The sequence below is a fragment of the Novosphingobium naphthalenivorans NBRC 102051 genome (assembly GCF_001590985.1).
GTDB lineage: Bacteria > Pseudomonadota > Alphaproteobacteria > Sphingomonadales > Sphingomonadaceae > Novosphingobium > Novosphingobium naphthalenivorans.
Window position 1 is genome coordinate 57,561 of sequence record NZ_BCTX01000007.1, and the last position, 19,424, is coordinate 76,984.

The following is a 19,424-nucleotide window of genomic DNA, read 5'->3' on the forward strand; positions in this document are numbered from 1 at the left end:
GCGATGGGGAGGGGGACCGTCCGCCCTTCGGCTGGCCGGTAGGCCGGCCGCTCAGGGTGAACTGCCCGAGGGGCAGCGGGTGGTGGAGGGGTTAGCCCTCCATCCAGTCCCGGAAGAACGCCTCGTTGGCTTCGCGCAGCGCGGCGATTTCGACGCCCGCTACAGTGGAGCCGCCGACCGTGCCGATCTTGACCGCGCCCGGCAGCTGCGTGCCGGCCGGAGCCGTCACGACATAGCGGCTCTGGTCTTCGCCGAAGGCCTCTGCCGTGGTCAGGGCCTTGTCGAGCGTGCAGCCCTTGCCGCCTGCCAGTGCCATTTCGGCGAGCGCGACGAGCAGGCCGCCGTCGCTCACGTCATGGACGGCCGTGACTTTGCTTTCGCCGATCCAGCCGCGCACGGCGGCGCCATGGGCCGCTTCCACCTTGAGATCGACGGCCGGCGCATCGCCCGCTTCGCGGCCCGCGATCTCGCGCAGCCACAGCGACTGGCCGAGGTGCGTGCCGTTTCCGCCGAGCAGGAACACGTCATCGCCGTCGTTCTTGAACGCAATGGTCGCCATCTTGTCGTGATCGGCAAGCAGGCCGACGCCGCCGATCGCCGGGGTCGGCAGGATCGCCGAACCGCCGCCGGTGGCCTTGGATTCGTTGTAGAGCGAGACGTTGCCCGAGACGATCGGATAGTCGAGCGCGCGGCAGGCATCGCCCATGCCGTTCAGGCAGCCGACGATCTGCGCCATGATCTGCGGGCGCTGCGGGTTGGCGAAGTTGAGGCAGTTGGTGATCGCCAGCGGCAGGCCGCCGACCGCGCTGATATTGCGGTAGGTCTCGGCCACCGCCTGCTTGCCGCCCTCGTAGGGATCGGCGTAGCAGTAACGCGGGCTGCAGTCGGTGCTGATCGCCAGCGCCTTGGGTGTGCCGTGCACGCGCACCACGGCTGCATCGCCGCCGGACTTCTGCATGGTGTCGGCACCGACCTGGCTGTCGTACTGTTCCCAGATCCACTTGCGCGAGGCGAGGTCCGGGCAGCCCATCAACTTGACGAGATCCGCGCCGATGTCCGTGCTTTCCGGCACGTCGCCGAGCGCGGGCACATTGGCCCAGGCCTTGTATTCCTCAGGCGAGATATAGGGGCGTTCGTATTCCGGCGCATCGTCGGCCAGCGGGCCGAGCGGGATGTCGCAGACGACCTCGCCGTTGAATTCCAGCACCATGTGACCGGTGTCGGTCACTTCGCCGATCACCGCGAAGTCCAGTTCCCACTTCTTGAAGATGGCCTCGGCCATGGCTTCCTTGCCGGGCTTCAGGACCATCAACATGCGTTCCTGGCTCTCGGAAAGCATCATTTCGTAAGGCGTCATTGCCTCTTCGCGGCAGGGCACCATGTTCATGTCGAGCCGGATGCCCGCGCCGCCCTTGCTGGCCATTTCGACCGAGCTGGACGTGAGGCCCGCTGCGCCCATGTCCTGAATGGCCACAATGGCGTCGGTCGCCATCAGTTCGAGGCAGGCCTCGATCAGCAGCTTTTCCGTGAAGGGGTCGCCCACCTGCACGGTCGGGCGCTTCTCGTCGCTGTTCTCGTCGAAGTCCGCCGAAGCCATCGTGGCGCCGTGGATGCCGTCGCGGCCGGTCTTGGAGCCGACATAGACGATCGGATTGCCCAGACCCGTGGCGGCGCAATAGAAGATCTTGTCGGTATCGGCCACGCCCACGGTCATCGCGTTGACGAGGATGTTGCCGTCATAGGCCTTGTGGAAATTGGTCTCGCCGCCCACGGTCGGCACGCCCACGCAGTTGCCGTAGCCGCCGATGCCCGCGACCACGCCCTGCACCAGATGCTTCATCTTCGGGTGATCGGGGCTGCCGAAGCGCAACGCGTTCATGTTCGCCACCGGGCGCGCGCCCATGGTGAAGACGTCGCGCAGGATGCCGCCCACGCCGGTCGCCGCGCCCTGATAGGGCTCGATGTAGCTGGGGTGGTTGTGGCTCTCCATCTTGAAGATGGCGGCCTGACCGTCACCGATGTCGATCACGCCCGCGTTCTCGCCGGGGCCGCAGATGACCCAGGGCGCTTCGGTCGGCAGTTTCTTCAGGTGGAAGCGGCTCGACTTGTACGAGCAATGCTCCGACCACATGACCGAGAAGATGCCGAGCTCGACGAGATTCGGCTCGCGGCCCAGTGCATGGAGCACGCGCTCGTATTCTTCGGGGCTGAGGCCATGCGCCTCGACGACGTCAGGGGTGATTCCGCTCATGCGACGCGCCTTAGCCATGTCCATTCGCCTGCGCTAGCCCGCTGCATCGCTGTTCGCACGGATCATCCCGGAATTCTCCGGTTCCCACCTTGACCGTGCCCGGCGAGGCGGCCATTGCTGCGGCATGACCGGAGAGACCGAAGAGATCGCAGAGCTGAGCTTCGAGGATGCTCTGCGTGCCCTTGAAACCATCGTGCGGCAGCTCGAAAGCGGCGATGTGCCGCTGGAAGACTCCATCTCGCTTTACGAAAAGGGCGAGAAGCTGCGCCAGCATTGCCAGAAGCGGCTCGATGCGGCGCAGGCGCGGATCGAGCGGATCGTGGCTGGTCCCGATGGCGCGGCTGCCGGAACGCAGCCGTTCGATGCAGCGGAACGCTGAGCAGTGAGCGCGTCCGGCGAGACCGGTCTGGTGCTGGCCGAAGGGCTGGCCCGTATCGCCAGCGAAATCGACGATGCGTTCGACGCGCTGCTGTCGCTTCCTGATGATCCCCGGCTGAAGCTGATCGAAGCGATGCGCTATGCCGCGATTGGCGGTGGCAAGCGGCTGCGGCCCCTGCTGCTGACGGCCGTTGCGGAAATGTACGGCGTGCAGCGCGAGGCTGCGGTGCGCGCGGGCGTGGCGATTGAGTCGATCCACGTCTATTCGCTGATCCACGACGATCTGCCGTGCATGGACAATGACGCGCTGCGTCACGGCAAGCCGACCGTGCATCTGGCCTATGACGATGCAACGGCTGTGCTGGCAGGCGATTCGCTTCACGCTTTCGCGTTCGAAGTGCTTTCCGATCCGGCGACGAGCGCGGACCCCTTTACGCGGATCGAGCTGGTGCAGGCGCTGGGCCAGGCGAGCGGCGCGCGCGGCATGGCGGGCGGGCAGATGATGGACCTCGTCGCCGAGACCAGCGAGTTCGATCTGCAGACCGTCACTCGGCTCCAGCAACTCAAGACCGGGGCCTTGCTCGGCGCTGCGGTTGAGATGGGGGCGATCCTCGGGCGTGTCGCGCCGGAAGGGCGCACGCATCTGCGCGGCTATGCACGCGATATCGGCCTGGCCTTCCAGATCACCGACGATCTCATCGACCATGAAGGCGATGCGGAAGTGGCCGGTAAGGCCGTGGGCAAGGATGCCGTTGCCGGCAAGCAGACTTTCGTCTCGCTGCTCGGCCCCGAGCGGGCCCGCGAACAGGCGCGGATGCTGGTGGAGCAGGCGATCGAGCATCTTGCGCAGCATGGCCGCGAGGCCGATCTTCTGCGCGCCGTGGCGCGCTATATCGTCGAGAGGGATCATTGATGGCGGGGGTGGAGACGGGCAGCGAACGGATCGGCGTCTATCCCGGCACGTTCGATCCCCTCACGCTGGGGCACGCCGATATCATCCGGCGCGGTGCCAAGCTGGTGGACAAGCTGATCATTGGCGTCACCACCAACATGTCCAAGAACCCGCTGTTCTCCCCCGAAGAGCGGATGGCCATGGTGGAGCGTGAAGTCGCTGCCATGGGCATCGACAACGTTGCCGTGGTGGGTTTCAACGCGCTGCTGATGAAGTTCGCCCAGAAGCAGGGGGCGACCGTGATCGTGCGCGGCCTGCGCGCGGTGGCGGACTTCGAATACGAATATCAGATGGCCGGCATGAACCAGCAGCTCAATTCGAACATCGAGACGGTGTTCCTGATGGCGGACGTGAGCCTGCAGCCGATTGCGTCGAAGCTGGTCAAGGAAATCGCCATGTTCGGCGGCGACATCGCGAAATTCGTCAGCCCCGCCGTGCGTGAGGATGTGGTGGCACGCATCGCTGCCAATGGCCTTCAGGGGGATTACTGAAGAGGCTTTGCCCGGATCATTCCCAAATCATTCCCAAATCATTCATTGTGCCGACAGCGGCCGGGCTTTATCGCGCCATGCCATGATCGGACCTGTTTGTGAGTATTCGATGAAGTTTCGCCTGCCGCTGACCACCTTGATGATGGGCGTTGCGCTCGTTGCCACCCCCGCGATCGCCAAGAAGAAGGAACCGGTCACGCCGGCTCCCACCGCGCTGCCGACTTTCGTCGATCCCGATCCGACGCATGATCCGGACGATGTGCTCTATCTCGATCTGTCGGACGGCGGGCGCGTGGCGATCCGCCTGATGCCGGCCTGGGCGCCGCATCATGTCGAGCGGATCGAGACGCTGACGAAGGAAGGCTTCTACAACGGCCAGATCTTCCACCGCGTGATCGACGGCTTCATGGCGCAGACCGGCGACCCGACGGGCACCGGGCAGGGCGGTTCGCAGCTGCCGGATCTCAAGGCCGAGTTCAATTCGATGCCGCACTTGCGCGGCACGGTCTCGATGGCGCGTACCAACGATCCGGACAGTGCCAACAGCCAGTTCTTCATCGTCTTCTACCCGCGTTTCGCGCTTGACCGGAAATATACCGTGTTCGGCCGCGTGATCTCGGGCATGGAATACGTGGACAAGATCCAGCGCGGCGAGCCGCCCGCCAATCCGACGAAGATCGTCCAGGCCTCGCTGGCATCGCAGCACCTGCCGCCGCCGGACTTCGCCGCCATGCAGGCTGCATCCGCGCCGATTACGGCTGATCAGCTCAGCAATTCGCAGTCGAACTGATCCCTTCGGCAGGCTCGCGGTGCGTGATCGCGCGCTTGTCGAAGCGCCTGCGTTCGTCTAGCGCGCCGCGCCATGCGTGTTGACCTGTTCGATTTCGACCTGCCGCCCGAACGCATTGCCCTGCGTCCCGCCCGGCCGCGCGATGCCGCCCGGATGCTGGTGGTCGAGGGCGAGGCGCCTTTCGCGGACCGTCATGTGCGCGATCTGCCGGACCTGCTGCGCGAGGGCGACGTGCTGGTCTTCAACGATACGCGGGTCATCCCGGCGCAGCTTGAAGGCCTGCGCGGCGAAGCGCGGATCGGCGCGACGCTGCACAAGCGGATCGATCTGCGGCGCTGGCAGGCCTTCGTGCGCAATGCCAAGCGGCTGAAGCCGGGCGACCGGATTGCCTTTCCCGCCGATGTCAGTGCCCTGGCCGAGCAACGCCACGAAGACGGCAGCTGGACGCTGCTGTTCGAAGGCGAAGAGCCGGTCGAAGTGCTGCTGGAGCGGGCCGGCCGGATGCCGCTGCCGCCCTATATCGCCGGCAAGCGCGAGACCGACGAGGCCGACGCGAGCGACTATCAGACCATGTTCGCGCGCGAAAAAGGCGCGGTCGCCGCGCCGACCGCAGCCTTGCATTTCACGCCGGAACTGGTCGAGCGGCTCGATGCGGCCAGCATCGCGCGCGAAACGCTGACCCTGCATGTCGGGGCAGGCACGTTCCTTCCGGTCAAGGCGGACGACACGCAAGATCACCGGATGCACGCGGAATGGGGCCGCATCGACGCGGAAACGGCCGAGCGCCTCAATGAAACGCGGGCCCGAGGCGGCAGGCTGATCGCGGTCGGCACGACCTCGCTGCGCCTGCTGGAAAGCGCGGCGGGCGATGACGGCGTGATCCGCCCGTTCGAGGGCGACACGTCGATCTTCATCACTCCCGGCTATCGCTTCAAGGCGATCGACGGGCTGATGACCAATTTCCACTTGCCCAAATCGACCCTGTTCATGCTGGTTTCGGCGCTGATGGGGCGCGAGCGGATGCAGGCGGTCTATGCCCGCGCCATTGCCACGGACTACCGGTTCTATTCCTACGGCGATTCCAGCTTGTTGCTGCCGTAGTTCTTCTTTCGGGGATAGGGTCTTGGAACTGTCGCCGTGCTCGCGCATCTAGGGGCGATGCAAACCATTCTCGAAATCAGCGGCCTGACCAAGACGTACTCGGGCGGCTTCACTGCGCTCAAGGGTGTGGACCTTTCGATTAACCGGGGCGAGATCTTCGCGCTGCTTGGCCCCAATGGCGCAGGCAAGACGACGCTGATCGGTGCCGTGTGCGGGCTGGTGCGGCCGACGTCGGGCACGATCCATGCGTTTGGTGAGGATATGGCCGCCCACTGGCGCCGTCTGCGCGCGCGTGTCGGCCTTGTTCCGCAGGAACTTGCGACCGATATGTTCGAGAAGGTCCAGCGTACGGTAAGCCATTCGCGCGGGCTGTTCGGGCTGCCGCCGGACCCTGCCAAGGTGGAGGAAATCCTGCGCGCGCTCAGCCTCTGGGACAAGCGCGATGCCCAGGTCCGCACGCTGTCCGGCGGCATGAAGCGCCGCGTGCTGATCGCCAAGGCGCTGGCCCATGAACCCGAACTGCTGTTTCTCGATGAGCCGACCGCGGGCGTCGATGTCGAATTGCGGCGCGACATGTGGCGCCAGATCGCCCTGCTGCGCGATCGCGGGACCACGATCATCCTGACCACTCACTACCTCGAAGAAGCCGAGGAAATGGCGGACCGCGTCGGCATCATCAACAAGGGCGAGATCCTGATGGTCGATGACAAGCAGGCGATGATGGAGCGCCTCGGCCGGACCGAGGCGCTGATCACGCTGGCACAGCCGCTGGGCGGCATTCCCGAGGCATTGGCGGCTTTCCCGGTGTCGCTGACCGAAGAAGGCAGAGTGCTGTGCTATCGCGGCGGCGGGGGAGACGGCGGCCGCGGCGGCACCGCCGAAGTTGCGGAGCTGACCAAGGCGCTCACCCGCGCGGGCATCGACTACACCGCGATCGACATCCACGAATCGAGCCTTGAAGACATCTTTGTCGATCTGCTGGAAGGAGGCGCTGCATGAGCCTGTTCAATGCCCGCAGCGCCTGGACCATCTACAAGCAGGAACTCATGCGGGCCTTCCGCACGGCCATGCAGTCGATCCTCGCGCCGGTGCTGACGACGACGCTCTATTTCGTGGTTTTCGGGGCCGCGATCGGCGGACAGATGCAGGGCGGCATGGGCGGTGTGAACTACGGCGCCTTTATCGTGCCCGGCCTGCTGCTGTTGACCTTGCTGGGCGAGAGTACCTCCAATGCCAGTTTCGGGATCTACATGCCGCGTTTTACCGGTTCGATCTACGAACTGCTTTCGGCGCCCGTCGGCGTGGCGGAAACGCTGGCCGGTTTCGTGGGGGCGGCGGCGACCAAGTCGCTGATTCTGGCGGCGATCATTCTGGGAACGGCCAGCTTCTTTGTCGACTACACGATCGCCCATCCGATCTACGCTTTCGGCTATATCCTGCTGGTTTCGGCCAGTTTCTCGCTGTTCGGTTTCATCCTGGGCATCTGGGCGGACAGTTTCGAGAAGCTGTCGGTCGTGCCGATGCTGATCCTGATGCCGCTGACGTTCCTGGGCGGCACGTTCTATTCGATCCATGTCCTGCCGGAGCCTTGGCGTTCGGTGGCGATGGCCAATCCGGTGGTCTATCTCGTCAATGGCCTGCGCTGGACGTTCTACGGCAGTTCGGACGTGTCGATCGGCGTCTCGCTGGGCCTCACGTTGTTTTTCCTCGCAATTTGCGTGGCGTTCATCTCGTGGATCTTCAAGACCGGGTGGCGCTTGCGGACATGACTCGATAAAAACCCCGGCATGACGAAGTCTCCCCCCGTCCTCGCCATTCTGTCTTTGCTCGTGTTTGCCGGTCCGGTCGCGGCCCGGACGCAGCCTCCGGAAGATGCGGCTGCGGATGACGCTGCCGTCGAGGACGTGCTCCCGGCAGGCCCCTTGCGCGTGGAAGTGCCGCCTTTCGTCGATCCCGTGCCGTTCATCGAGGCTGATCCGCCGCATCTTGCAAAACCGGTGCGCAAGCTGCTCGAAGCGGCGATGAAGACAGAGGATACCGCGGCGGTCGCCGCGCTGGTGAAGTTCGCGCGTCAGACCAATCCGTTCGACAAGGACGAGATCGACGCGATGAACGAGGCTTACGTCAACCGGCACAAGCTGCTGATCGAGCGGCGGGCCGAGGCCGATCGCGAGCGTATCCGCAATTCCGGCGTGCTGAAATTGTGGAAGGGGCAGGTCGAGCTGGGCGCATTCCGGTCGACCGGGAATACCAGCAATTTCGGGTTCACCGGCGCGGCGAAACTCGATCGCAAGGGGATCGACTGGCAGCATACGATCCAGCTCAGCGCCGATTACCAGAAGGATTCCGGCACTGTCACGCGCGAGCAGTACGGTGCGAGCTATCAGCCGCGCTACACGTTGCGCGACGGTGTGTTCACTTATGGCCGCCTTCAGTATGAGAAGGATGAAATCCAGGGGTTCCGGGATCGTTACTCGGCATCCGGAGGGCTTGGCTACCGGGTGATCAAGAGTGATGACATGAACCTATCCGTCGAAGCCGGGCCGGCGCTGCGCCGCACGAACTATTTGGAGGAGCCGAACGATACGACCTGGTCGGCGCTGACCACTCTCGATTTCGACTGGAAGGTCAACGGCACGCTGAAGCTGACGCAGAACGCGACCAGCTATGTCGGATCGGATGACAGCACTTTCACCTCGCTGACCGGTCTCGAAGCGGGGATGGCCAAGGGCCTGAAGGCCAAGTTGTCCTATTCGATCAAGCACGAGACCTCGCCGGCCACGGGAACGCTGCCGACGGACACGATATCGCGCTTCTCGCTGGTCTACGGCTTCTGAGTTCGCTAGCGGGCGGGACATGACGTCCCAATCCAATCCCCGCTTCGAATTCCAGATCCACGCCACCGACGGCAAGGCACGCACTGGCGTGATCCGTATGCGGCGCGGCGAGATCCGCACACCCGCCTTCATGCCGGTGGGCACGGCCGCCACGGTCAAGGCGATGAAGCCGCAGGACGTGCGCGCCGCCGGCGCCGACATCATCCTCGGCAATACCTATCACCTGATGCTCCGCCCCGGCGCGGAGCGGGTGGCGCGGCTGGGCGGGCTGCACAAGTTCATGAACTGGAACCGCCCGATCCTCACCGACAGCGGCGGCTATCAGGTCATGAGCCTGTCCGACTTGCGCAAGATCACCGAGGAGGGCGTGACTTTCGCCAGCCATATCGACGGATCGCGCCATCACCTGACGCCCGAACGCTCGATGGAAATCCAGCGCCTGCTCGGCTCGGACATCGTCATGTGCTTCGACGAATGTCCGAAGATCGATCAGCCGCGCGACGTGATTGCCCGCTCGATGGAGATGTCGATGCGCTGGGCGAAACGCAGCCGCGAAGGCTTCGACAGCGGGGGCGAGCACGCGGCCAGTTCGGCCCTGTTCGGCATCCAGCAGGGCGCGCTTGACGAAGGCTTGCGCAAGGCATCCGCCGACGCCTTGGCCGATATCGGCTTCGACGGCTATGCCATCGGCGGCCTTGCCGTGGGCGAGGGGCAGGAGGCCATGTTCGCCACGCTCGATTTCGCGCCGGGACAGCTTCCCGCGGACCGTCCGCGCTATCTCATGGGCGTGGGCAAGCCCGACGATCTCGTCGGCGCGGTCGAGCGCGGGGTGGACATGTTCGACTGCGTGCTGCCCACCCGCTCCGGCCGAAACGGGCAGGCCTTTACCTGGAACGGCCCGCTCAACATGCGCAATGCCCGCCATGCCGAGGATACCGGCCCGATCGACGAGCGCTGCACCTGCCCCACCTGCGGGACTTATTCGCGCGCCTATATCCATCACCTGATCCGGTCCGGCGAAATTCTGGGCGCGATGCTGCTGACCGAGCACAATGTCTCGTTCTACCAGCAGTTGATGCAGGGCATGCGCGACGCAATCGCGGAAGGCCGTTTCGCTGCCTTCGCGGCCGATTTCCGGCGAGACTACCTGCGCCAGGAGTGATCTGCAGGGATTAACTTTTTGAAATTGCTTCCGAGTTGTTGAAATAGAAGGCGAATTCGTCAATCTCCTCCCATGGCGGAAGGAGGGCGAGAGTGAAGGGTGTTTTACGGTCTTTGGTCCTGACGACGGGACTGGTGGCATTGTGCGGGCTGTCGGAGGTGGCTGTCGCCGGCACGGATGCCCGGCTGGACGCGGAACGTTTCGGCGCCTTGGCGAGCATCCAGCAGATGAGCCTGTCGCCCAGCGGGGCCAAGGCCGCCTACGTGACGCCGCTCAATGATGGGTCGGTGGTTTCGGTCGTGGATCTGGTGGCCGGCGGCGCCCCGAACACGATCATGAAAGTTTCCAAAGAGGATGGGGAGCTTCATTCCTGCTCCTGGCAGACCGACGACCGGCTGGTGTGCACGATCGTCTCGCACTACACGGTGCGGCGGCCGTTTCTGACCTTCTGGCGCAGCTTTGCGCTCGATGCCGATGGGCGCAATATCATCCAGCTGTCGGCTCTCACGAACTCGCGTTCACTGGCGCTTGCGCAAGACGGCGGGACGATTGTCGATCATGTGGTCGAGGGCAATCCGTACAGCGTACTGATGACGCGCGCCTTCGTGCCGGAGGACACACGCAATACGCGCCTGGCGAATACCGAGCTGGGGCTGGGTGTCGAAATGGTGGATACCCGCAACGCGCGGCGCCGGACGGTCGAACATGCCAACCGCTATGCCGACACTTATCTGTCCGACATGCATGGCCAGGTCCGCATCATGGGGGTGGCGGAAGCCAGCGATTCCGGCACCTTGAGCGGCAAGAAACGCTATTATTACCGGAAAGCGGGTTCCGATAACTGGGAAACGCTTTCGCAGACCCAATACGACGGCCGCCTCACCGATGGCTTTACGCCTGTCCATGTCGATGCGGCAAAGAATGTCGTGTACGGTTTCCAGCGCGACAATGGCCTTCTGAAGCTGTTCGGCATCACGCTCGACGGCAGCATGACGAAGAGCGAAGTGGTGGGACGCAATGATGTCGACGTCGACGATCTCGTGACCATCGGCAGGCATGATCGCGTTGTCGGCGTCAGCTATGCAACGGATCGGCGCTTCTACGAATTTTTCGATCCCGCACTGGCCAAGCTCGCGGGTTCCCTGACCAAGGCGCTGCCCGGGCAGCCGCAGATCGATTTCCTCGATGCCAGCGAGGGGGAAGCGAAGCTGTTGATCGAGGCGTCGGGCGATACCGATCCGGGCATGACCTATCTGTTCGACAAGGCCAGCCACAAGCTGGAAGCCGTGCTGCCGATCCGGCCGCAGCTTGCGGGCGTCAAGCTCGCCGAGATGAAGACGGTGAGCTATCCGGCGGCCGATGGCACCATGATCCCGGCTTACCTGACGCTTCCAGTCGGATCGTCCGGCAAGAACCTGCCTGCGATTGTCATGCCGCATGGCGGGCCGGGCGCGCGCGACGAATGGGGTTTCGACTGGTTTGTCCAGTTCTTCGCGGCTCGCGGTTACGCTGTCCTGCAACCGGAGTATCGGGGATCATCCGGGTACGGCGAGGACTGGTTCCAGAAGAATGGCTTTCAATCCTGGCGGCAGGCCATTGGCGACGTCAACGATGCCGGCCACTGGCTGGAAAAGCAGGGTATCGCCGCCAAGGGCAAACTGGCGATCGTGGGCTGGTCCTATGGCGGGTACGCCGCGCTGCAGAGCGCCGTGCTTGATCCTGACCTGTTCAAGGCCATTGTCGCCGTGGCTCCCGTTACCGATCTGGAAATGCTCCGGAACCAGTTTCGGGATTACACCAACTTTCGTCTGGTCGAAAAGCAGATTGGCTTTGGTCCGTCCGTGGGGGAAGGTTCGCCTGCCCAGCATGCCGATCGTTTCAAGGCACCAGTGCTGATGTTCCATGGCGATATCGATGAGAGCGTCGATGTCGAGGAAAGCCGGGTCATGGAAAAGAAGCTCAAGGATGCAGGCAAGTCCGTGACCTATGTCGAGTTCCACGGCCTCGATCATCAGTTGCGCGATTCGAAGGCTCGCACCCGTATGCTGAGTGAAAGTGACGCCTTTCTGAGAGCCAATCTTGGAGTGAAATAGACCGGCTCCACCGCGTTGCTGGCAGCTTGTTGCGCAGGAGCGGGCAAGTGGCCGGTAAAGCGGCTGGACAGGATGATCCGTTTCAGGGAACCTGAGATCCCGCTGCTGGTCTCCTTAGGCGAATCGGAAGCCAGCTTTCACTGTCCTTTGGAAAGCCGAGAGCGAAGTCATGCCGACGATAGCGATTGTCAGTCAGAAGGGCGGATCAGGGAAGACGACACTCGCGCTGCATCTTGCGACTTGCGCGACGTATGATGGCCGGAAAAGCTGCGTCATCGACATGGACCCGCAGGCGACGGCCGCGGCCTGGGGGGACTGGCGGGGCGATTACCTGCCTGAAGTGATTACCTGCCCGCCGGTGCGTCTTGTCAGCACGATCCTGAAAGCCACGCGGGGCGGATCGGAGATCCTGGTGATCGATACGCCGCCGCAAAGCGACCTGGCATCGCGGGAGGCGGCGCGGGCGGCGGATCTGATCCTCATCCCCACGCGGGCCCGCGCGTTCGATCTTCATGCGCTGGAAGCGACGTCGGAGCTTGTGAAGTACGCACGCAAGCCGGCCTATGTCCTGCTGAATGCCGTGCCCGCCCGCGCCACGCGGCTGCTGGCGGATACCGCTAGTCAGGTTGGAGGCCATGGTCTGGAGATCTGCCCCGTCCATTTCGGGGAACGGGCGGCGTTCCACCGGGCCTCGGCCTCCGGCGAGGTCGCCTCGGAAGTCGAGCCGGAGGGGAAGGCGGCTGCCGAAGCCGATGCGCTGTGGGACTGGGTGAGCGCCCAACTGGGGCTGGCGCCAGTTACCTGATCCGATAGACCGTGGGGTTCAGGCCGTGGCGGCACGGGGCCGCGTGGTGCTTCGGATAATGGTTTCCAGGACAGTGCCGACATAGGCCACGAACTGGCCGGTGCGGGTGTCGAGATAACCGGCGCCGATTTCGCAGGCATGGCGCTGCGCCGTTTCGAGATCGGGATACCATTTGCCGGTGCGTTTGGGCGTGACGAAACGATAGTTTTTCATGGTGCCGGCCTAATGCCCGATTTCCGCGTCAGTTCCCTGACAAGTGTCAATAAAGCCACGGAAAAACACACGCGTGCGGCCAAACGAAAAGGGCGGCCCCGAAGGACCGCCCTTTCCTGAAATCCGTAGAGGATCCGAGATCAGCGCGAGTAGAACTCGACGACCAGATTCGGTTCCATCTTCACCGGGTAGGGCACTTCGTCGAGCGTCGGGACGCGAACGAAAGTCACCTTGTCGGTGCCGTCCTGCGAAACATAGTCGGGCACTTCGCGCTCGGGCAGGCTCTGGGCTTCGATGACCAGCGCCATTTCCTTGGCCTTGTCACCCAGGCTGATGATGTCACCAACCTTGATGCGGCGCGAGGCGATGTTGCACTTCACGCCGTTCACGCGGATGTGGCCGTGCGAAACGATCTGGCGAGCCGCGAAGATGGTCGGCGCGAACTTGGCGCGGTACACGACCATGTCGAGGCGCTGTTCGAGCAGGCCGATCAGGTTCTGACCGGTGTCGCCCTTCATGCTGGCGGCTTCCTGGTAGGTGCGCTTGAACTGCTTCTCGGTCACGTCGCCGTAGTAGCCCTTGAGCTTCTGCTTGGCGCGCAGCTGCAGACCGTAGTCCGACAGCTTGCCCTTGCGGCGCTGGCCGTGCTGGCCGGGGCCGTAGCTGCGGCGGTTCACCGAGCTCTTGGGGCGGCCCCAGATGTTCTCGCCCATGCGGCGGTCGAGTTTGTACTTGGCGCTCTTGCGCTTCGACATAAGTCGTCTCCGTTCTGCTTGTCGCCCGGCCGGAATGGCCAGCGATCCATAATTTCCCGGGGCGCACCATCCGGCCGTATTTCGCCGGATGCGGCCGCCGCTTCACCGGGGTGCGGGGCCGAATGGACAGACCTGCCGAAGGGGCAGGCGCCATGTGAAGGCGTGCCCCTTAAGCGAAAAGGCGATGGAGTCAAGGCAAAAGCAGGATCGGAACCAGGAGGCTTGCGTTTCCCCGGATCGTCAGCGAACCGTCAGTCCTTACGGGCATAGTGCCGAGCTGCGACATCGCCGACAGCCGCAAGGACGGCTGTCGCGGCCGGGTCGATCAGCGGCCGGTGCACAGCCGGCTCGAAATAGGCGGCGACATAGAGCGGCGGCTTGCCGGCCGGGCCGCCAAAGGCAAGATCGACATAAGTGTAGCGGCCCGTGCCCGTCTTGTCGCCGCTGGCCCACGATTTGGGAAAGCCGGCCCGGAGGCGGTCGCTGCCCGTCGTGACGGCGCTCATCCACGTCTTCAGTGTTTCGCGGCTCTGCACGGACAAGTGCTGGCCCGTCAGCAGGGTCTGGAGCGTTCCAGCCATGGCTTTGGGGGTCGTCGTATCCAGTTCGGTGCCGGGAGGCGTGATGTTGAGGTCCGGCTCGAAGCGGTCGAGGCGGCTTACCCGGTCCCCGAGAGTACGCCAGAAACGGGTGACGGCCTCAGGGCCGCCGAACGTCTTGAGCAGCACGTTCGCGGCGGTATTGTCGCTTTCGATCAACGCCGCGCGGGCGAGTTCGTTTACGGTGAGGCCCGAGCCGACATGCGGCGTGGTTGTGGGGCTGTGCGGCAGCAGGTCGGCTTGGGTCCAGTGCAAGACCCGGCCGAGGTCGATGGTCCCGGCATCGCGCCCGGCGAACATCATGGCGGCAAGCGACAGCTTGAAGGAACTGCAGTGGGTGAAGCGTTCGTTCTGGCGCCAGCCGAAGCTGCGGCCGCTCGCCGTATCGTGCACGAAGACACCGAGGCGCCCGCCTGCGTCCCGTTCGATGGCGCGCAGGGCATCGGTGGGGGAATGCCGGGGCGGCGCTGCGAGTGCTCGCCCGGATGCGCCGCAGATGGCAGCGCCCCAGATGGCCGTGTTCAAGCCTGCGATCAGTAGCTGGCGTCTGTCCTGCATGGGTGTGTTCCTCCGCGTGCGGAGGTAATCGAGCAGCTTGAGCGTCAGGGCAACGGACGATGGATCTTTGCGTGCCAGGACTCTGTGCAAAACTGCAAGCGCTTCAGCTTTCCCGCGGGCGGCGGGCCTTTTCCAGCGCGGACAGCACGCCGCGCATGGTGCGCACTTCGAGGTGATTCCAGGCCGGTTTGGTCAGTAGGTTGCGCAAGGTCAGCCGGTTGGACGCCGCGCGCGTTTCGGGCCAGAAGTAGTTCTTGTCTTCCAGCAGGCGCTCGAAGTGGCCGATCAGGCCTTCCAGTTCGTCCTGCGGGGCAGGGGGCAGCAGTTCCTCGACGGTCGGTTGTTGGAGTGATGCGCCCTTGCTCCACTCGTAGGCGCACAGGATCACGGCCTGCGCCAGGTTGAGCGAGGCGAATTCGGGATTGATCGGCACCGTCAGGATCGCGCGAGCCAGCGCGACGTCCTCTGTCTCCAGCCCGGAGCGTTCAGGGCCGAAGACATAGGCCGAGCGGCCCGGCATGATGTGGATTTCCCGCGCGGCTTCTTCGGGCGTGACGACCGGCTTGGTAACGCCGCGCTTGCGCACGGTGGTGGCATAGACGTTGGCGCAGTCCGAGACCGCCTCTGCCAGCGTTTCGAAGACCTGCGCCTGTTCCAGAACCTCGTCGGCGCCCGCTGCGGCCGGGCCGGCGGAAGGGTTGGGCCAGCCGTCGCGCGGGGTGACGAGCCGCATTTCGGTGAGGCCGAAATTGAGCATGGCGCGGGCGGCCTTGCCGATGTTCTCGCCCAGTTGCGGCCGGACGAGGACGATGACGGGCATCTGTTCAGACATTGTCCGGATCTCCCCCGGCAACATCGCGCACGGTTCCGGCGAATTCCTCGAAGTCCTTGGCCTCGTTGAAGGAGCGGTAAACACTGGCGAAACGGATATAGGCGACGGAATCGAGCACGCGCAGCCCTTCCATCACCATTTCGCCGATCGCGAGCGAGGAAATCTCGGCCTCGCCGCTGGTTTCCACCTGGCGCTGCACGCCGGAGACGAGCTGGTCGATCTTCTCGCGGTCGATCCCGCGCTTGCGGCAGGCCAGCGTCACGGACTGTTCGAGCTTGGAGCGCTCGAAAGGTTCGCGCGCGTCGTCGCTTTTCACGACCGTGACTTCGCGCAACTGGATGCGCTCGAAGGTGGTGAAACGGGCGCCGCAGCTCGAACACTGCCGCCGCCGCCGGATCGCGGTGTTGTCCTCGGTCGGGCGGCTATCCTTAACCTGCGTGTCGTCGTGGGCGCAGAAGGGACAGCGCATTCAGGCAATCACTCTCTTGGTCGTGGCGCGCTCAGTCGGGCCGGACGCGCTTGTAGAACTTGTAGCCGGCCCCGGCGGCAAGGCCGAGACCGATGGAAACGAACGGGAGCATGGCCCCCGCAACCGCTCCCAGCGCGCCCCAGACGAGCACCGGCTTGGTCGAAGGATGGTCGAGACCATCTGTAAGCATTCCGGCGAGTTCCTGGCGCGCATCGAAGATGAAGTCGCCAGTGTCATGGGGGCGCTGCGGGTCAGTCATGTCAGTCCTCGTAGATAGGGAACCTGTCGCAAAGGGCTTCAACGCGCGAGCGCACGTTCTGCTCCACCTGAGCGTCGCCCGCTTCGCCGCACTTGGCAAGGCCGTCGAGCACGTCGGCGACCATGTTGCCGATCTCGCGGAATTCCGCAGGGCCGAAGCCACGGGTGGTGCCGGCGGGCGAGCCGACGCGGATGCCGCTGGTCTTCATCGGCGGCAGCGGGTCGAACGGGATGCCGTTCTTGTTGCAGGTGATGCCCGCGCGTTCCAGCGCCTCGTCGGCGTCCTTGCCGGTGACGCCCAGCGGCGAGAGGTCGATCAGCGCGAGGTGGGTGTCGGTGCCGCCCGAGACGATCGCGGCGCCGCGTTCCTTCAGGGTGTCGGCGAGGACCTTGGCGTTCTCGATCACGCGCGCGGCGTAGTCCTTGAACTCGGGGCGCAGCGCTTCACCGAAAGCCACGGCCTTGGCCGCGACGACATGCATCAGCGGGCCGCCCTGCAGGCCGGGGAACACCGCCGAGTTGATCTTCTTGGCCAGCGCTTCGTCATTGGTGAGGATCATGCCGCCACGCGGGCCGCGCAGCGTCTTGTGCGTGGTGGTGGTGGCGATGTGCGCGTGCGGGAAGGGCGAGGGGTGCAGGCCGGCCGCCACGAGGCCGGCGAAGTGCGCCATGTCGACCTGGAACAGCGCGCCCACGCTGTCGGCGATTTCGCGCATCCGCTTGAAGTCGATCACGCGCGGATAGGCCGAACCGCCCGCGATGATGAGCTTGGGCTGGTGCTCGGTGGCCAGCGCCTGCACCTGGTCGTAGTCGATCAGGTGGGTGTCGGCGGTGACGCCGTACTGCACGGCGTTGAACCACTTGCCCGACATGGCAGCGCGCGCGCCATGCGTGAGGTGGCCGCCCGCATCGAGGCTCATGCCCATGATGGTCTCGCCCGGCTTCACCGTGGCGAGCAGCACGGCGCCGTTGGCCTGTGCGCCCGAGTGGGGCTGGACATTGGCGAAGCCGCAGCCGAACAGTTGCTTGGCGCGCTCGATAGCAAGCGTTTCGACTTCGTCCGAAGGTTCGCAGCCCTGGTAGTAGCGCTTGCCGGGGTAGCCTTCGGCGTACTTGTTGGTCAGCACCGAGCCCTGCGCTTCGAGCACGGCCTTGGAGACGATGTTTTCCGAGGCGATCAGCTCGATCTGCTTGCGCTCGCGCTTCATCTCGTGGCCGATCGCGTTAGCGACGGCCGGATCGCTCTGCGCAATCGTGTCAGTGAAGAAGCCGGGGGAACGGATGGCGGTTTCAACGGTCATGTTCGGTGGACCTCTTCGGATCAGCAGGACGGGTTGGAGAGCTTTTCGACACGGCCGGCATGGCGGCCGCCGCCGAATTCGGTCGAAAGGAAAGCGTCGAGGCAGGCCTTGGCCATGTCGACCCCGGTCAGGCGCGCGCCCATGGCAATGCAGTTGGCATTGTTGTGCTCGCGGGCAAGCGCGGCCGAGAGCGGCTCGGACACGAGCGCGCAGCGGCAGGCCGGATTGCGGTTGACGGCGATCGAGATGCCGATGCCCGAGCCGCACAGCGCAACGCCGTATTCGGCGGTGCCGTCGGCGACGACCGAGGCGAGCTTGTAGCCGTAGTCGGGATAATCGACGCGGTCTGCGGTTTCGGGGCCGAGGTCGGCGACTTCGTGGCCGAGGCCGATGAGGTATTCGCGCAGTTCGGCCTTGAGGTCGACGGCGGCGTGGTCGGATGCGATGGCAATGCGCATGGGCGAGACGGGCCTGTCCTTTTGAGAGGATTCGTTTGGGCTCCCCTTAGGCGCGAGTTCGCCGCAAAGCGAGTCCCGGGAGCAAGGCTATCCCACGCGGCCGCGTGAACGGCACTGCAGCGCGTCGCGTGCGGGGTTTCCTGTTACTCTTGGCGATCTGCCTGCTTCTGCGGCAGCAGCTTGCGCCACCGGGCGTCCAGCCGGGCCTGGGCATTGCTGCTCTTGACCGAGCCGGCGAGGGAAATGCCGCGCAAGGCCACGCTGTGGCCGCCGAGCCAATGGCCCGAAATGCTGTAGCCGATGTCGTAGAGCGCGCGGTTCTCATGAAGTTCACCGCCGGCAAGGAAGCGGGTGGTGAGCACGACCGGCAGCCTTTCGTCGCCACGGCTGTCGTCGGGGAGGCGGGCCTTGCTGCGGGCTTTCTTGAGGGCATGTTCGAACCACGCGGCTTCAATCCGCGGCTGTCCCGTGGTTGCGGCTGGAGGCAGGCCCAGTGCGCCGGGAAACAGGACTTCCTGGCTCTGAACGGTCTGCTCGGATGACGCGGGCAGGAGCTTCAGCTCATCGCCGCTGGCGCTCGCGACCACCAGCACCAGCGTCCCCGCGCGGGTGGAGGCGAGCAGCGTTTCTTCGGCCGCGGCCGCTTCCCGGTCACTGCGGGCGGTCCAGTTGTTCCACAGGGTCAGACCGGAGATCACCACGGCCAGAACCGCCAGCGTTTCACCAAGAGTGATCCACCGCCGCCGCACCGCCGCAGCCTCTTCAGCCCGCGAATCGGCCTTTGGAGGTGCCTTGGGCTGACTGGCGGAATCGGATTGGAGTGGCTCGTCGCTATGAGAATGGTCGTTCACGGGGCGGGATTCCATCATTTGCCACGCTTCCCGTCAAGCAGGGCCTTGAGGGAGCTGCTGCACACATACAGCGTCGGGAGGACTGCGCCCGGCATGTTGACCTGCGAGTGAACGCGGCTCCATCCCGAAGCCGGACGATCCCCGTGAAAATCAGTACAAGCCAAATGCCTTCAAGATATGTATAGGGCCGCCCAAGCGTTGACGGATCGGCCCTGCAAGATCGAGCCATCCGCAACATGTTTCCGGCTGAAAATGTCCGACCCCCAGCGT

The 19,424-nt window shown here is 64.6% G+C and carries 20 protein-coding genes and 1 pseudogene; 11 read left to right on the plus strand and 10 right to left on the minus strand.

All coding sequences use genetic code 11. The annotated features are described in order from the left end of the window. Window positions 1-91: 91 nt before the first annotated feature. The gene (gene purL / locus NN5_RS03960; RefSeq protein ID WP_067732724.1) at window positions 92-2,251 is read right to left on the minus strand and encodes a phosphoribosylformylglycinamidine synthase subunit PurL; all 2,160 of its coding nucleotides are present in this window, start codon (window positions 2,249-2,251) and stop codon (window positions 92-94) included. A gap of 124 nt (window positions 2,252-2,375) precedes the next feature. On the opposite strand from purL, the gene NN5_RS03965 reads away from it, so the two are divergent. The 11 genes from NN5_RS03965 (at window position 2,376) to NN5_RS04015 (ending at window position 12,860) form a co-directional block, all read left to right on the plus strand. Continuing rightward, a complete protein-coding gene (locus NN5_RS03965; RefSeq protein WP_067732725.1) occupies window positions 2,376-2,630 on the plus strand; it encodes an exodeoxyribonuclease VII small subunit in 255 nt (84 codons plus the stop codon). Between the two features lie 3 nt (window positions 2,631-2,633). Further along, window positions 2,634-3,542: a polyprenyl synthetase family protein gene (locus NN5_RS03970; RefSeq protein ID WP_067732726.1), complete on the plus strand. Its 909-nt coding sequence runs from the start codon at window positions 2,634-2,636 to the stop codon at window positions 3,540-3,542. Beyond that, the gene (gene coaD / locus NN5_RS03975; RefSeq protein WP_067732727.1) at window positions 3,542-4,072 is read left to right on the plus strand and encodes a pantetheine-phosphate adenylyltransferase; all 531 of its coding nucleotides are present in this window, start codon (window positions 3,542-3,544) and stop codon (window positions 4,070-4,072) included. The genes NN5_RS03970 and coaD overlap by 1 nt, the downstream gene beginning before the upstream one ends. A gap of 109 nt (window positions 4,073-4,181) precedes the next feature. Then, window positions 4,182-4,862 carry a peptidylprolyl isomerase gene (locus NN5_RS03980; protein ID WP_067732728.1) on the plus strand — a complete coding sequence of 227 codons (681 nt, stop codon included), beginning with the start codon at window positions 4,182-4,184 and terminating at the stop codon, window positions 4,860-4,862. A 72-nt stretch (window positions 4,863-4,934) separates the two neighbouring features. Next, on the plus strand, window positions 4,935-5,963 hold the full coding sequence (gene queA, locus NN5_RS03985) for a tRNA preQ1(34) S-adenosylmethionine ribosyltransferase-isomerase QueA (RefSeq protein ID WP_067732729.1): 1,029 nt from the start codon (window positions 4,935-4,937) through the stop codon (window positions 5,961-5,963). Between the two features lie 57 nt (window positions 5,964-6,020). After that, window positions 6,021-6,962 (plus strand): ABC transporter ATP-binding protein, encoded by a 942-nt coding sequence (locus tag NN5_RS03990; RefSeq protein WP_067732730.1) that lies wholly within the window; start codon window positions 6,021-6,023, stop codon window positions 6,960-6,962. Next, complete coding sequence (locus tag NN5_RS03995) at window positions 6,959-7,732, plus strand: ABC transporter permease (protein WP_067732731.1); 774 nt, start codon at window positions 6,959-6,961, stop codon at window positions 7,730-7,732. Before NN5_RS03990 ends, NN5_RS03995 begins: the two co-directional genes overlap by 4 nt. A gap of 18 nt (window positions 7,733-7,750) precedes the next feature. After that, on the plus strand, window positions 7,751-8,800 hold the full coding sequence (locus NN5_RS04000) for a DUF481 domain-containing protein (RefSeq protein WP_067732732.1): 1,050 nt from the start codon (window positions 7,751-7,753) through the stop codon (window positions 8,798-8,800). 19 nt (window positions 8,801-8,819) lie between these two features. Beyond that, window positions 8,820-9,962 (plus strand): tRNA guanosine(34) transglycosylase Tgt, encoded by a 1,143-nt coding sequence (gene tgt, locus NN5_RS04005; protein WP_067732733.1) that lies wholly within the window; start codon window positions 8,820-8,822, stop codon window positions 9,960-9,962. 92 nt (window positions 9,963-10,054) lie between these two features. After that, a complete protein-coding gene (locus tag NN5_RS04010) occupies window positions 10,055-12,055 on the plus strand; it encodes an alpha/beta hydrolase family protein (protein WP_245656213.1) in 2,001 nt (666 codons plus the stop codon). A 169-nt stretch (window positions 12,056-12,224) separates the two neighbouring features. Beyond that, the gene (locus NN5_RS04015) at window positions 12,225-12,860 is read left to right on the plus strand and encodes an AAA family ATPase (protein ID WP_067732734.1); all 636 of its coding nucleotides are present in this window, start codon (window positions 12,225-12,227) and stop codon (window positions 12,858-12,860) included. Window positions 12,861-12,878: 18 nt separating this feature from the next. Here NN5_RS04015 and NN5_RS04020 read toward each other — a convergent pair whose 3' ends face one another. From NN5_RS04020 to NN5_RS04060, 9 genes and pseudogenes are all read right to left on the minus strand, one after another. Continuing rightward, window positions 12,879-13,073 carry a hypothetical protein gene (locus tag NN5_RS04020; RefSeq protein WP_067732735.1) on the minus strand — a complete coding sequence of 65 codons (195 nt, stop codon included), beginning with the start codon at window positions 13,071-13,073 and terminating at the stop codon, window positions 12,879-12,881. Between the two features lie 140 nt (window positions 13,074-13,213). Then, the gene (rpsD, locus tag NN5_RS04025; protein WP_067732736.1) at window positions 13,214-13,828 is read right to left on the minus strand and encodes a 30S ribosomal protein S4; all 615 of its coding nucleotides are present in this window, start codon (window positions 13,826-13,828) and stop codon (window positions 13,214-13,216) included. Between the two features lie 251 nt (window positions 13,829-14,079). Then, window positions 14,080-14,985: a class A beta-lactamase gene (gene bla, locus NN5_RS04030; RefSeq protein ID WP_067732737.1), complete on the minus strand. Its 906-nt coding sequence runs from the start codon at window positions 14,983-14,985 to the stop codon at window positions 14,080-14,082. 103 nt (window positions 14,986-15,088) lie between these two features. Then, a pseudogene (locus NN5_RS04035) lies at window positions 15,089-15,802 on the minus strand (RNA methyltransferase); the annotation flags it as partial. A 7-nt stretch (window positions 15,803-15,809) separates the two neighbouring features. After that, complete coding sequence (gene nrdR / locus NN5_RS04040) at window positions 15,810-16,286, minus strand: transcriptional regulator NrdR (protein ID WP_067732739.1); 477 nt, start codon at window positions 16,284-16,286, stop codon at window positions 15,810-15,812. 31 nt (window positions 16,287-16,317) lie between these two features. Next, window positions 16,318-16,545, minus strand: a complete 228-nt coding sequence (locus NN5_RS04045) for a hypothetical protein (protein WP_067732740.1) — start codon at window positions 16,543-16,545, stop codon at window positions 16,318-16,320. Window position 16,546: 1 nt separating this feature from the next. After that, window positions 16,547-17,845 (minus strand): serine hydroxymethyltransferase, encoded by a 1,299-nt coding sequence (glyA, locus tag NN5_RS04050; protein ID WP_067732741.1) that lies wholly within the window; start codon window positions 17,843-17,845, stop codon window positions 16,547-16,549. A gap of 20 nt (window positions 17,846-17,865) precedes the next feature. Then, window positions 17,866-18,303 (minus strand): ribose 5-phosphate isomerase B, encoded by a 438-nt coding sequence (rpiB, locus tag NN5_RS04055; RefSeq protein WP_067732742.1) that lies wholly within the window; start codon window positions 18,301-18,303, stop codon window positions 17,866-17,868. Window positions 18,304-18,446: 143 nt separating this feature from the next. Then, entirely contained in the window at window positions 18,447-19,154 is a 708-nt protein-coding gene (locus NN5_RS04060; RefSeq protein WP_245656215.1) for a hypothetical protein, read from the minus strand. Between the last annotated feature and the right edge of the window lie 270 nt (window positions 19,155-19,424).

Bases quoted from the DNA above. Each gene is read 5' to 3' on its own strand.
- NN5_RS04000 (WP_067732732.1), top strand. From the start codon at position 7,751: ATGACGAAGTCTCCCCCCGTCCTCGCCATTCTGTCTTTGCTCGTGTTT.
- rpiB (WP_067732742.1), bottom strand. From the start codon at position 18,303: ATGCGCATTGCCATCGCATCCGACCACGCCGCCGTCGACCTCAAGGCC.
- tgt (WP_067732733.1), top strand. From the start codon at position 8,820: ATGACGTCCCAATCCAATCCCCGCTTCGAATTCCAGATCCACGCCACC.
- NN5_RS03995 (WP_067732731.1), top strand. From the start codon at position 6,959: ATGAGCCTGTTCAATGCCCGCAGCGCCTGGACCATCTACAAGCAGGAA.
- NN5_RS03990 (WP_067732730.1), top strand. From the start codon at position 6,021: ATGCAAACCATTCTCGAAATCAGCGGCCTGACCAAGACGTACTCGGGC.
- glyA (WP_067732741.1), bottom strand. From the start codon at position 17,845: ATGACCGTTGAAACCGCCATCCGTTCCCCCGGCTTCTTCACTGACACG.
- NN5_RS04015 (WP_067732734.1), top strand. From the start codon at position 12,225: ATGCCGACGATAGCGATTGTCAGTCAGAAGGGCGGATCAGGGAAGACG.
- rpsD (WP_067732736.1), bottom strand. From the start codon at position 13,828: ATGTCGAAGCGCAAGAGCGCCAAGTACAAACTCGACCGCCGCATGGGC.
- NN5_RS04020 (WP_067732735.1), bottom strand. From the start codon at position 13,073: ATGAAAAACTATCGTTTCGTCACGCCCAAACGCACCGGCAAATGGTAT.
- NN5_RS03965 (WP_067732725.1), top strand. From the start codon at position 2,376: ATGACCGGAGAGACCGAAGAGATCGCAGAGCTGAGCTTCGAGGATGCT.
- queA (WP_067732729.1), top strand. From the start codon at position 4,935: ATGCGTGTTGACCTGTTCGATTTCGACCTGCCGCCCGAACGCATTGCC.
- NN5_RS04045 (WP_067732740.1), bottom strand. From the start codon at position 16,545: ATGACTGACCCGCAGCGCCCCCATGACACTGGCGACTTCATCTTCGAT.
- bla (WP_067732737.1), bottom strand. From the start codon at position 14,985: ATGCAGGACAGACGCCAGCTACTGATCGCAGGCTTGAACACGGCCATC.
- purL (WP_067732724.1), bottom strand. From the start codon at position 2,251: ATGAGCGGAATCACCCCTGACGTCGTCGAGGCGCATGGCCTCAGCCCC.
- NN5_RS03980 (WP_067732728.1), top strand. From the start codon at position 4,182: ATGAAGTTTCGCCTGCCGCTGACCACCTTGATGATGGGCGTTGCGCTC.
- coaD (WP_067732727.1), top strand. From the start codon at position 3,542: ATGGCGGGGGTGGAGACGGGCAGCGAACGGATCGGCGTCTATCCCGGC.
- nrdR (WP_067732739.1), bottom strand. From the start codon at position 16,286: ATGCGCTGTCCCTTCTGCGCCCACGACGACACGCAGGTTAAGGATAGC.